This is a genomic window from Aquimarina penaris (assembly GCF_040786285.1).
Classification (GTDB): Bacteria; Bacteroidota; Bacteroidia; order Flavobacteriales; family Flavobacteriaceae; genus Aquimarina.
Map to the genome: position 1 here is coordinate 323,725 of NZ_JBFMKQ010000001.1, position 14,541 is coordinate 338,265.

A 14,541-nucleotide genomic window follows, 5' to 3' on the forward strand; every position below is an offset into this window, starting at 1 on the left:
AATTACTCTATCACCATTTTTTTGGAATCTATTTTTTGACTCCCAACATATAGTGTATAAAAATAGGTTCCCGAAGCCAAGCCGTCGCTATTTATGTTAAGTTCCCCATCTCCACTTTGTTTAATGGCAACTGTAGAGACCAACTGCCCTATAGAGTTACTAAATACAATCGAAGCATTAGTAATGCCAGTAGGCAAGTAATACTTGATCGACGAAGTCCCATTAAACGGATTTGGAATGTTTTGATATAATATGGGTCCATTCCCCTTATTAATACTACCGCTTGTATCACATGCGCAACCCTCTAGAACTTCAATTCTACTAATCAAATTGTTAATCTGAGCTCTTTGCTCATCAATTTCTGTTTGCTGCGCTGCATTTTCATCTTCTAAATTCGAAATCTTACTTTGAGCATCGATAAGATCGCTTTCCAAAGAAGAAACTATTGGTGCCAAATCTACAGTAACAGAGGCTCCGTTTTCTATTTCGATCGTAAGATTTGTATCGTTTAGGGTAGCCAATGTTAAATCCTGATGATCAGTATTAGTATATTCTGAAAGATCAACGATATTACCGCCAGAAATACTTAGGTTATTATTAGTAAGTGTTAAGGTTTGACTATCGGTATTATCTAAATAGGATGAAAGGTCTACGGTGGTATCATCATTCGTTAGACTTAATACGTTTCCTGACAAATCTAAGTCCTGTGCATCAGTATTATCCAAGTATCCAGATAAGTCTACTGAAGATGCATCATTGGTTAAACTAAGCGTGTTTGAAGACAAACTTAAATCTTGATTATCGGTATTATCTAGATATCCCGAAAGATCTACTGTAGCAGCATTACCCGAAATACTTAAGGTATTTGTTGCCAGCGAAATAGACTGAGCGTCTGTATTATCCAAATACCCCGATAAATCTACTGTAGATGAATCATTGGTTAAGCTAAGCGTGTTTGAAGACAAACTTAAATCTTGATTATCGGTATTGTCTAAGTATCCAGAAAGATCAACCGTAACAGCATTTCCTGTAATACTTAATGTATTTGTTGCTAACGATATGGCTTGCGCATCGGTATTATCCAAATATCCAGATAAGTCTACAGTATCAGTCCCTCCAGAAATACTCAGGGTATTGGTGTTTAATGAAAGTTCTTGATTATCAATTTGTGTAGACCAGGTTAATGCGCCCGACCCATCTGTGGTCAATACCTGATTTGCTGTACCATCTACAATCGGAAATTCATATGCTCCTGCAATATTAAGGCTGTTGGCGATTTGCATTTTTCCTTCTGTACTTATTGCTGCTACGGGGGCAGCGTTATAAGGCCCCCAGGTCCACCCATTATCGGCAGAAGTACTCATAGAAGTTTTGATACTTACTCCTGTAACAGGCCCGTAATCATAGTTTGTACTTCCTCCATAGGAAATTTTGTATCGGTCACGACCATTAAATTCAATCCCGTTATCTTCTCCATTATCAAAACGAATTACATTATCACCCATGTTAAGCATGGTTGTCGCCGCATGATCCCCCAGATTATCTTTAATAGCGCTACTCCACTCGGTTCCATTCCAAAAGTACAATGCTTTTTCATCGGTATCATATACCATTAATCCCTCTTCTGATTCTCTAATACCTCTAGATCTTGGTTGTGTTGGGAATCTCGGTTCTAACGCAGTACGTTGCGCCGTTGTCATTCTATTTACGAATAACCCTTTATTGGTTCCTGTTAGGTCTAAGGATGCATATTCATTAGGAGTAACGGTACCTATTCCCACACTAACCGGGTTGACTGCTCCTCCCAAAATCATGGTGTTATCATTTGCTGCGGTAGCTCCATTACCGATTGCAATAGCATTGTTACCACTTACTACAGCATTATATCCTATGGCAATATTTTTTGAAGCATCAGGGTCTCCATCGGTATTATCAATCAGATCATTAGAGGCTGCACCGGTTCCTATTACAATAGCACCATTGTTTTGGGCTACTGCGTTGGCACCAATCGCAATGGCTTCTGTATTATCAACATCTACAGATCGACCAATACCAATCGCATTGGATTGTGCAATATTAACTTGATATCCGATCCCTATGGAATAATCAGAACTATCGGTAGTACCAAATTGATGTCCCATTCCTATCGCTCCCACTGCATTTTGCATATCTCCTTGATTACCAATTCCAATAGCATACTGCCCTTCGTTATAGGAATAATATCCCATGGTAATCACATCATTTTGGGCAGCAATGGCTTGGGATCCAAAAAATGTAGTTCTGTATCTCCTCGTATTTCCACCAAAATACGTATATCCTTCACCTCCAGTAGTAGTTCTTTGAGCTCTTCCATAGCCTGAAAAAGCTCCAAAACCAGCATTATCTTCTCCTTCTCGATTAGAAGCTCCAGACAAATACCCCAGATATGTATTTCTATTTGCATCTGTGGTATTATTGGTCCTATTATTATCCCAACCTGCCATAGCCCCCACAAACGTATTGAAATTGGCATATTCTGTAGCCACTCCAGCCGCAGCTCCAATCATCGTATTATAAATCCCGTTACCTATATCAACTCCTGATGAATCCCCAATTGCAGTGTTATGATGTCCTTCTCTGATATCTTCAAGAGATACATTCCCTACTCCTGTATTTTTATATCCGGTACCTCCTCGAAATGAGTCCCCGGCACCTGCTCGATGTCCAACAAAGGTATTTTCATAACCTGTTGTAAAGTCAAACCCGGCATCTTCGCCTATAAATACATTTTCATATCCTGTAGTATTCTGTTGTCCTGATTCTTCACCTACAAAAGTATTATCGTATCCTGTAGTATTGTCCTCTCCAGATTCTGTCCCAATAAAGGTATTATCACTACCATTAAAGTTACTACCAGCACTTCTGTTTGTTAGAGCACCTGCTTCTGAACCAATAAAAACATTATCATCTCCATTTACATTATTATGTCCTGCATAATATCCGATAAAAGTACTTTCTCTAGCCGTATTATTTTTTCCTGCTCCAAAACCAATAAAGGTAGTTTGGCTATTACTGGTTAGAGCAGTTCCTGTACTATCTCCGTACATGGTATTGTAATCTCCTGTTGTAATGCTTACACCAGATCCGGTTCCTCTGGTTTCATTTAAGGTTTGTGCCTGTACAAAAATGCTACCAAAAAAGAACAAGATAGCAATACTCCATAGTAATTTTGTTTTCATATAAGGGGCTTATTAGATAATCTGTGCAAGAATACTACAATTACCTGATTTTAAGACAATTTTAACGGTGGCAAAAAGTGGCAAACCTTTATTTTAAGGACAAATTACGTAGGGTTACGTATATAAGTTTTACAGTTTTTGGAGGAAATATTTAGGCTATATTCTGAATAAACTTCTCTAATTCTTCTCCAGAGGAAAGCCCTAGTTTTTTACGTATCCTATATCGGGTAGATTTTACTGAATCTAATGATGTATTGCGAACCGTCATGATCTCTTTGATTGATAAATTGAGGCGCAACAATGCACACATCTCGCGATCGACTTTGGTAAGTGATGGATATAATTCGCGAAGTCGCGCATCAAATCCTTTATTAACCTCATCGATTTTGGATTGTAGTCCCGATAATTTCCCTTCGGTTTTGATTTGCACCTCCATTTCTGAAGTTAACGAATTGATCGCTTTTTTCACCTTATCTGAAGCTTCAGGTGCTATTTCATTTTTTAATCGGTCTAATACCTCTTGCTTAAACTCTAAACGCATACTGTTATCGGCAATCAATCGTTTGGTTTCTTCTTCATTGGCTTTCACTTCTGCCCCTAGTAATTCTTTTTGTGCTCGTTCTTTTTCTATTTTTTCGGTTAAAATCCGGGCTTTGTTTTGGTAGTTTCTTCTTACCAAAAACCCTATTACCAAAGCGGCTACCACAGTTATTAAAAGCAACGCCAGATATAACCACTTTTTTGAAGTTTCGGCTTTAGTTAGTAAGGCAACTTCTCTTTTTTCTTGGGCAAATCTAAGACTATCAATAGCAAGCTGTTGTTCATATTTATATTCAGATTCGAGATCAGCCATTTTTCTATAGTTGATTTCGTTTTTACCTTTTTCACGAAGTCTAGCGAACTTTTGATAGGATAAATAGGCATTTTCATAATCTTGGATATCCTTATAAGTTTTACTAAGCCCTAAGTAACGCATATGTATAATGGCTTCATTTTTTTGTTTTTTAGACATCTCAATAGATTGCTTAAATGCCTTTATGGCCTCATGAGGTTTTTTTAAGTTTCTATACGTAAGTCCTAAAGCATAATACCCTGATTCTAATCCTATTTGATTATCATTCTTTTCATGCATTATCATAGATCTCTTAAGATAAGGTATGTTTTCTTCATACCTCTTTTGGCGCCTTAAAAAATCTGCATAGTTGGCATTTGTCGTTGCTATTGCTTTGGGATTATTAATAGAATCTGCAAGTTTGACCGCCTGTAGATGATAGTCTTCTGCTTTTGTATACTCTTTTAGATTTAGATACAAGGTACCATATCGACTTAAGCTTCTTATCGCTTCTTTTATGTTGCCATATCTTTTACTTAATGCGTATGCCGAATCTAAATTAATTTTGGTCTTTTCGAATTCTGACTGATAGATCCAAAGCCAGGCGATTTGAGAATAGGTATATCCCAATGTATAGGTTTCTCCTACTTTTCTTTTTAACTCGAGACTTTCCTGAAGATATTCGAACGCTATTCCATACTTATTTTCTCTTCTTAAAAAATAGGCAAGTCGTTCTAGAATAAAAGCTTTCTTTAACAAAAAGAAACTACTCTCGCTGTTTGAAGTAGATAGGTTTTTGTCGATAGTTTTCAGGGCTTCTTTAAATATTTTTCTAGACTCAACAGGATTTGCATTTACAATTTCTATAGCCTTTAAATATAATTCTTCTACCTTAAGGCTATCTTTTGTTATATTCTTGGTTTGAGCTTGAATTTTGGCACAAAATAGCACTCCGAACATAAGCAATATCAGGGCTATACTCTTACATCTATTGAGATAAAGAAAAACTGAAGGTCTACACTTCATTATATTAAAAGTAGGGGATTTCATAAGTTTACTACTCACAAACTTACCAATAAATTCAGAAATACAACATTTTGACTTCTGGCAGTACATTCTTAAAAAGAAAAAACCACTCCATTTCTTGAGTGGTTTTTCTAACCCAACGGATCCCTTACTTTCCGTTATATTTTGATACTAAACTATTCTGTTCTAAAATTCCATACTTGTCCCATGGTTGCATTTTGGTTACTGTCTTTTACTACCACTCGCCAGTAATATGTTGTACCTGGCGATACCGACATTTCTAATTGAGAGGCTGTGATATTTTCTTCTACTAAAGTGGGAGAATCGCTAGTTCCGAAATAGACATCATATACCAAGGTGTCTCCATCGGCGTCATTGGCATCCCAATCCAGAGTAATACTGCTACCTGAAACCCTATCTCCTAAACCGGGGCTAATGAGCTCTGGAACACTGGGTAGTTTATTGACCGATGCATCAGGTTCGGTAAAAAATGATTGTGTGGTAGTATAAGCACTCTCATTACCATTACTATCCTTTGCCTTTACACGCCAATAATACGTAACTCCCTTTTCTAGATTAAATGTACTGGTACGTTGACTCGTAGTAGCCGTAAAAGCTACTGTTGTAAAATTGCTATTGGTCGAAATATCAATAACATAGCTTACTATATCTCCATCGGCATCTGTTGCTGCGTTCCACGAAAATTCTAAATCGATACTTGTACACGTTAAATTATTTGCTAGAAAAACCAATTTAGGTGTAGTAGGAGCCTGATTAAATATTGGAACTACTATTGCATCATCATCTGCTTCACAGGATACTAAAAATACTGTACTTAGTATTGCGATATATAGATATACTCTTTTCATCTCTTTACTGTTTTACAACTTTAAACGCTTTCCCTTTATTAACTGTAATAAAATAGACACCATGTGGCAATCTCTGCATAGGTAATATCAACTGTCCTGATGTTATGGTATACTCCCCAGAAGAAACCTGAACTCCTAAAGCATTATACATCGATACTTGTATCTGGGTGATCACATCATTAGGAATAAAGAGTGTTACATCTCCTTGAGTTGGGTTAGGTGCAATGCTAAGCTTATCAATCAAATTCACTTTGGTGGATAGTTTTCCTTCACACTCTAAGCTCGATGATATAACAAGTTCATTACCATGTTGGACATCTACGGTAAACGTTTTCGTTGTATACTCTCCTACTACCTCATCATTAATTCGTGCTATATACGGTGCGGTACCTGTGGTGACCTCAATGTTTATTTTTGCACTTCCCGTTTCGGTAATTAGCTCTGTTTTTCCTACTAAGCTCTCTGCATCATCAATCACCGCTTCAAAACACTGTTCGCAATTGGCAAAGCCATCTACTGCGATACAAACCGGGTATGTCCCTGGTGGTAAGTCTGCTACTTCTAAAGAAGAAGTAAAGTTATAATCGGCACCATTGATAGTCGTAGTATAATTTAGTGCCGTAACAGCGCTAATTGTAATCATCCCATTATTTTTATCTACACAAGTTTCACTAGCTGTGGTCACCATAAAATTGTTGGCAGGTACACTAAGGATAGGACAAGGTTCTACTACGTTAACCGTTCGGGTAACTTGAGTGGCGGTTTCACCAGAGGCGCTTGTAGCATTATAGGTAACCGTATACATACCCAGCTGATTTATATTAACTACCGATGCATCAATGATTAACGTAGCACCATAGGTTACGGTAGCTCCCAACTCTGTATAAGTGCCTCCTTGCTCTATGATTTGCGGGTTATCTCCTAGTAATGTAATTACCGGTGTAAGACAACCTTGTCCTCCATCATTAATCGTCCAATTATACGGAGTACTGGTTAAGATATTTCTTGCTGCTTCAGCCAAACAATACGTGGCATCAGCATTCAACGTTAAATCAGCTGGAATTTGCGTTTCACTTACATCTAGCGTTGCCCATCCGATCAATGTGTTATCATAGTTCTCCTGAGACATTCCAGAACCTGTAAAAAAGTTATTTAAGGCTTCTACTTTACTTATATCCCAAGCAGAAAGATCTTGATTAAAAGAGGCTGCTCCATCAAACATGTTTCCAGCTTCATACACATTGCTAAAATCCCAATTACTTAAATCCTGATTAAACGCTGTTGCTCCCTGGAACATCCTGTCGATATAATCTACTGTACCTAATGTCCAGTTTCCAATAGGTTGATTAAAAGAAGTAGCATCTTTAAACATAGCATCAAACTCATCTACTTTACTTACGTCCCAATTTGATATATCCTGATTAAAAGCAGCAGCTGCCTCAAACGCGTTAAAAGCATCAGTAAGATTATTAAAAGCCCATCCTCCTATATTCTCATCGAATATTGTACACCCTTTAAACATAAAAGAAATCGATTCCAGGTTAGTCATATCCCAGGAGTTCATCGTGTCTTTTAAATCTTCAAGATTTGTACAATCCCTAAACATCGAACTTGTTCTGGTAACCTGAGATAAATCCGGGGTATCATTGGCATTCAGTTTTAGATTATAACAACCTTGAAAAGCACTTCGCATCGTTGTCCATTGTTGTGACCCCCATTGCTCAACGGTTAACAATTTACTTTTGTCATCATCAGTTAAAGCAGTAAACCAAAGACGAGGAAAATCACCACTAATTTTCACAGTATAAACACCTGCGGTTGTATAGCTATGTGTAGTGTTTCCAGTAAATCCAGCTTCAACAGTTCCATCTCCCCAATCTACACTATAATTGTATCCCGAACCGGTTGTAGGGATGGTAATAGTTTCATTAGTAGTAGTGGTTTGCCAAGTGGTGATAAAGAAATCCTCAGGGCAACCTATCCCAGCATCGTTAATAGTCCAGTTATAAGGAGCACTAGTTAACGTATTTCTAGCCGTTTCTGATAAACAATAAAAAGTATCCGCATCCAACTTGACATCAGTCGGAATCTGGGTTTCTCCGGTTTCTAAAGTTGCCCAACCAATTAACGTAGCATCATAATTTGTTTGAGACATTGCTGAACCTGTAAGCATCCCATCCATGGAATCTCTATCTGTATTACTAATATCCCAGTTTCCAAGGTTTTGATCAAAAGTGGATGCATTTAGAAACATAAAATCAAAATATTGAGCCAACGCTGTATTCCACATTTCGATAGGTTGATTAAAAGCTGTTGCCCCATCAAACATATTAGTTAGATCATTGGCTTTCTCAGTATTCCAATTATTTAATGGTTGATTAAATGAAGTATTATTTTTAAACATACTAGAAAAATCCTCCACCTTACTTACATCCCAGTCATTGATATTTTCATTGAAAGCCGATCCTTCAAAAAGACCAGTCATACTAGTTACAGTGCTAACATCCCAGTTATTCATTTCGCCACCATTATCTACAAATGATGACGTATTTTCAAACATCCTATCCATAAACTGAATCTGGCTCAAATCAGGAGTATCTGTTGCATTCAAAACCAAATTAGTACACCCTTCAAAAGCTCCATTAGCTTCTAAAAGTTGTAGGCTTCCCCATTGTTCTATAGTAGCTAATTTTTCTTTGTCTACCGATGGAGCATCAAAGTCAAATCTTGGAAAATCTCCATAAATACGAACCGTTAACATTCCGATATTTTCACTATAGGACACTTGAACTATATCACTGGTTACGTAAAAAATCTCCCCATTTGATAAGCTAAGCGTATACTCATATCCATTTCCAGAAGTTGGCATAGTGAATCTATTTTCGCTAGTAAGATCCCAGGTCATCACAAATACATCACTTTCATCGCAGCCAGGACCGCTATCCGTTATTTGCCATCCATGATCATTGGTTAATTTTTCTATAATATCTCCTGCCAGACAATATTGACTGCTACCCGCATCAAAGGTGATATTATTTGGACGCGTATCATTCACATTTCGTTCTAAAAACCAGCCTGCAAGTGTTTGATCATAATTCTGTATAGATAATCCTGCATTACTAAACATTCCCGTCATATCGGTAACAGAATTTATAGTAAAAAACCCTAAATTCTGATCGAAACTTGTAGCACCATTGAACATATTTTTCAAAGAAATCACATCTGGTGTATCCCAAAATAAAGGTTGGTTAAAAGCAACAGCATCTCTAAACATACCTTCAAAGGTTTTTGCTTTAAAAGGGTTACCTAGTAATTGATTGAACACCTTTGCACCTCTAAACATTTCTGAAAAATCTTCTGCTACACTAAAATTCCAGGAAATTAAAGAAGTATTAAACTTGTCAGTATTCATAAACATCTGACCAAAATCTACTATGGTACTTACATTCCAAAATGGAAGGGTTCCCTGTACATCTATCAAATTCGTAGTGCCCTTAAACATAGCTCTTAACGTACTACTGTTTGTTAAATCGGGAGTATCACTAGCATCAACAGTTAAATTTGTACACCCATAAAATGCAGATTCCATACTAGCCCACTCAATAACACCCCATTGATTAACGCTAATGATCTTGTCTTTATCACCTAAGTTGTTAAAATAAATTCTCGGGAAATCCCCTATAATCTTTATTGTATAAGTACCTGCAGTTGCGTATTCATGCGTAGCATCTCCTGTAAATCCTCTTTCAATGGTATCATCTCCCCAATCAACAGCATAGTTATATCCGCTTCCTGTTGTTGGGATCGTAATACTTTCATTATCCATAGCGGTTTGCCAGGTCGTTATAAAAAAATCTGTAGTGCTACAAGCAGCTCCATCATCATCAATATTCCAATTTAATCCGGCATCATTAGTTAATGTATTTCTAGCGTCAGCTCCAAAACAGTATTGGCTTCCCTCAAAACTGATGCTGATATTAGAAGGTATCGTTTCTCCTATATCTTGAGTAGCCCAGCCAATCAAAATGGCATCATAGTTTTCTTGAGAAAGACCAGATTGTTGAAACATTGAGGACATATTAGAAATACTGGAAAGGTTCCAGTCACCTACGTTTTGGTCAAATCTGCTTGCTCCAAAAAACATTCCTCCCATATTGGATACAGCACTAGTATCCCAGTCATTTAATGGTTGATTAAATTGTGGAGTTACACCAAACATTCCAGACATGTTCGTTACTTTACTCACATCCCAATCATTTAATGGTTGATTGAAAGCTGATGTGGAATCAAACATTCCGCTCATATTGATAGTACCTGTGACATTTTCTCCAATATTCCAAGTATTTAGGTTTTGGTTGAAGAAATTGGTAGTACTGAGCATGAATGAGAAATTGGTGACATTTCCCACATTCCATAATCCAATATTTTCATTAAAATCGGAAGCTTCTCTAAACATTGCTGACATATTGGTAATGGTAGATACATCCCAAGATCCTATCCTATTTTGATTATCCTGAAAAGAACCTACTCTTCTAAACATTTGAGAAAGATCGGTTACTGAGGATAAATCCGGTATGTCTGTTGCATTGAGCACCAAACTATCACAGCCATAAAAAGCAGAAGCCATACTAGACCACGAAATCGCACCCCATTGTTCTATGGTTCTAATTTTGTCTTTATCGCCAGTATTGTTAAAATAAATCCTTGGGAAATCTCCAGTTATTTTTGCGGTATAGGTTCCTGTTACTGCATATTCATGGGTAGCATTTCCTGTAAATCCAGTTTCAATAGTACCATCACCCCAATCTATCGAATAGTTGTATCCAGATCCAGTTGTTGGTATCGTTATGGATTCATTTGAGGTAGTAGTTTGCCATGTGGTAATAAAAAAGTCTGTGGCTGTACAGGTAGTTCCGTTATCTGTTATAGACCAATCATATGGTAAACTTGTTAATGTATTATGAGCTTCCACTCCTAAACAATACATACTTGAACCTGCATGAAAAGTGATATTAGAAGGAACATCGTCAACACCATCGGTTGTATTACCACTTGAGTCTGTAGCCCATCCAATTAACGTCGCATCATAATTCGCTAAAGAAAGCCCTGAAGTCGCAAACATATCAGACATGTTAGTTACGTTGCTTATATCCCAATCACCTAGGTTTTGATTAAAATTAGGGCAGTTTGCAAGCATATCTCTCATATTTGTAACATTCTGAGTATTCCAACTACTGATATCCTCATTAAATGGAGTATTTCTGAATAAGAATCCCATATCCTGAATATTGCTCACATCCCAGGTACCTAAGGCACCGCCATTATCAACCAGGCTTGAACTTAAAAAGAACATTCCTTGCATACTAGTAACAGCACTTAAGTCTGGGGTATCGGTAGCATTAATAACAAGGCTGGTGGCACTATCAAAGGCACCCTCCATACTTGTCCATTGTTGCGTACCCCATTGCTCTATAGATTGAATTTTAGCTGCATTGGAAATGTAACCTCCTAAACCAGGATTATAAAACCTTGGAAAATCTCCTGATATTTCTACGGTATAGGTATTCGCTACAACATATTCGTGAGTAGCACTCCCGGTAAATCCAGCTTCAATAGTTCCATCTCCCCAATCTACTGAATAGTTGTATCCAGATCCGGTTGTGGGAATGGTAATACTTTCATTAGCTGATGTAGTTTGCCATGTGGTTATAAATTCGGTTTGGGCAAATCCAGCAGTAAAAAAACTAATAATAAATACTAGTGTAATGTAAAGGTGTTTCATAAGGGGCTATTTTGGGTAAAAAAGGGTTGAAAATCAAAAATCAGCTCATCTCAAAGTCGAGTGCAAAATTAAGATAGTTTTAAGATTTCCAAAGAATTAGGGGGTTGCAAAGGGGTTGCAAACAGTTAAAAAAGCCCTTCGACAGGCTCAGGGTGACAATCTCGATTAGCAGAAACAATTTCTAACTGACTTTAATCTACGTTCTTAATTTTTGAATAAATTCAATGATATCTACTTTAGAATCTACTCCAATCTTTTTACGAATCCGTGATCGTGAAGATTTAATGGCAGAAATCGTAGAGTTTTGTAGTTTACTGATTTGTGTTGCATTCAAATCTAAAGTCATAAGGCATAGTAATTCTTTTTCTTTTTCACTCAATTTTGGAAACTGATTGTCCAGAATTACTTTAAAATCCAAACTTACTTTATCCAGGTAGGATTGTATTTCTGAGGTCGCCTTTTTAGTGACTTCTTCGGAAAGCAAAGAAGCTGAAAGTGATTGTAAAGCGATTTTACGTTCTCTTTCATTGTCTATTCGAATAATATCTTTTATCTCTCCTAGAGTTTTATTTAAAATCTCGTGACGCAAAGACCCTTCTACAACAACTCTCTTTAACTCTTTTTCTTTGGTAACTAAAGCGAGTTCTGCTCTTACCTTATCCAATTGTTCTTTTTGCAACCTAGTCCGGGATAACTCCAAACGATGCTTTGCATTCTTACGAGTTAACCAAAAAATAACGCTTCCCAAAATCACAGCAATTGCAAACAATATGAGGTATAATCGTTTTTTCGCAGCCTCACTTTCTAATCGTAATTGATCTGCTTGCTTTTCTTTTTCAAACTTATAATTGAGTTCCAACGCAGTGATTCGTTTCACTTTTTCGGTATCATTAATAGAATCATTATATACTTTGTAAATTTTATAATCTTGTAAGGCTTTTTGATACTCTTTTCTAGTTTCATTAAGATTACTTCTGCTATAATATTGCTTAAGCAATAACCCTTTATTTTTTAGTTCTTCGGCAACAATAATTGCGCTATCCAGATAGGGGACGGCTTCATCATACTCCTTTAGTGCATTGTATAAGACCGCTACATTTAGATAACTAATACTTAGTTCGCCTTGATCCTGTATCCCCTTCGAAATCCCTATATTTTCTTTATAAATCGCAATAGCCTTATCAAATTCTTTATTGCTATAATGAATTGCAGCCAAACTCCCATTGGCTTTAGCTATTCTGGTTTTAGAACACGGCAATGCTTTCACTTTTGAAATATGAATCAAAGAAGAATCATTTTGTTTATTAGCATAGTAGGTTATAGCTAACATATGATGTGATACGGCCAAACTTTCGACATCAGTTAATTTTTCTTTAATCGCAATGGCATTTTTAAAATATGGTTTGGCTTTTTTATAGTCTTTTTGTCGCCTGTAAAACATTCCCAGATTATGTAATGTTAATCCGATCGTAACAGAATCGTTAATGGCTTCACTTAGATCCAATGCTTTTAAATACGTAGTTAAGGCTTTTTCGGCATTACCCTGCTTGTTGTCAATGATACCAAGATAATTGAGTGCTTTTGCTTTACTTTTTTGATAGTACAGATTGGTATTCTGAATTCCTTCAATTTGTTTTAAAACATCATTGATAATAACTCTGGATGTATCCAAATCAAACTGATGCATTTGTTCAACCAGTTCAACTTTGTAACCAATTCGAGCCGAATCAGTTGTTGCTTTTTCGAGCTTGTACTTCAATTGGTTTGCAATACTATCATGGGATTGGGAAAAAGCTGACCAGGATAGTAAGAGGATACTTATGTATACGAAAGTTGCTTTCAAAGTAGCACAGGTTTTAATAATTACAGATCATAAGCTAGTTACTACTCAAAAATACATCATAATATCTTTGCAACCGCAATGAGAAAAAAATAGGCCACATATATTCTTAAGATTTAGTTTTAAAAAAGAAAAAACCACTCCATTACTTGAGTGGTTTTTTTAACCCAGCGGATCCTTTACCTTCCGTTATATTTTGATATTATAAACTATTCTGTTCTAAAATTCCATACCTGGCCAATGGTTACACCCGCTTTGTCGTCTTTTACTACAACCCTCCAATAGTATATCATATCTGCAGTTACCGTAACATCAAGCGCTGTGGCATCAACACTCTCTGCAAATAAAACTGGTGGATTGGTATCTCCAAAGTAGAGATCAAATGTTAATGGATCATTATCTCTGTCTGTAGCATCCCAATCTAAGGTGATGGTCGTTCCTGATACTCTTTCTCCTAATGTTGGACTTACTACTGAAGGAGCATTTGGAACTGTATTTACCCCTGCATCTGGTTCGGTAAAAAAGGTCTGTGTTGCCGTATAAGCACTTTCATTACCTACATTATCCTTGGCTTTTACTCTCCAGAAATACGTCGTGCCTTTTTCGAGAGTAAGAATGTTAGTGGTTTGTGAGGTGTTTTGAGTAAATACTATCGTAGCGAAACTATCACTTTCGGCAATATCGATTGTATAATTTACCGAATCTCCATCACTATCGGTTGCTGCATCCCAATCAAATTCTAAATTGAAATTTGTACATGTGGCATTATTGGTCGGAAATACTAATTTAGGAACACTTGGTGCTACATTAGATACTGTTGGTGGAACCCCACTATCATCGCTACCTCCACAAGAAAGCAGGAATAACGAACTTAATAGTATAATATATATCTTTTTCATCTGTATATTTTTATTTGTTTTTCTATCACATTGGGCCTTTCGGCTTCACTTAAGACTCAATGTGATAGAATCAAT

6 protein-coding genes are annotated in these 14,541 nt (G+C 36.7%); all 6 read right to left on the reverse strand.

The window, feature by feature from the left end; genetic code table 11:
* Positions 1 to 2: 2 nt before the first annotated feature.
* Complete coding sequence (locus ABW637_RS01230) at positions 3 to 3,218, reverse strand: phage tail-like protein (protein WP_367582803.1); 3,216 nt, start codon at positions 3,216 to 3,218, stop codon at positions 3 to 5.
* A 151-nt stretch (positions 3,219 to 3,369) separates the two neighbouring features.
* Positions 3,370 to 5,010, reverse strand: coding sequence for a tetratricopeptide repeat protein (locus tag ABW637_RS01235; protein WP_367582804.1), 1,641 nt, complete (start codon positions 5,008 to 5,010; stop codon positions 3,370 to 3,372).
* A 242-nt stretch (positions 5,011 to 5,252) separates the two neighbouring features.
* A complete protein-coding gene (locus ABW637_RS01240; RefSeq protein WP_367582805.1) occupies positions 5,253 to 5,945 on the reverse strand; it encodes a fibronectin type III domain-containing protein in 693 nt (230 codons plus the stop codon).
* A 4-nt stretch (positions 5,946 to 5,949) separates the two neighbouring features.
* Positions 5,950 to 11,727 (reverse strand): BspA family leucine-rich repeat surface protein, encoded by a 5,778-nt coding sequence (locus tag ABW637_RS01245; protein ID WP_367582806.1) that lies wholly within the window; start codon positions 11,725 to 11,727, stop codon positions 5,950 to 5,952.
* A 196-nt stretch (positions 11,728 to 11,923) separates the two neighbouring features.
* The gene (locus tag ABW637_RS01250) at positions 11,924 to 13,570 is read right to left on the reverse strand and encodes a tetratricopeptide repeat protein (RefSeq protein WP_367582807.1); all 1,647 of its coding nucleotides are present in this window, start codon (positions 13,568 to 13,570) and stop codon (positions 11,924 to 11,926) included.
* Between the two features lie 206 nt (positions 13,571 to 13,776).
* Positions 13,777 to 14,466 carry a fibronectin type III domain-containing protein gene (locus ABW637_RS01255; RefSeq protein WP_367582808.1) on the reverse strand — a complete coding sequence of 230 codons (690 nt, stop codon included), beginning with the start codon at positions 14,464 to 14,466 and terminating at the stop codon, positions 13,777 to 13,779.
* Between the last annotated feature and the right edge of the window lie 75 nt (positions 14,467 to 14,541).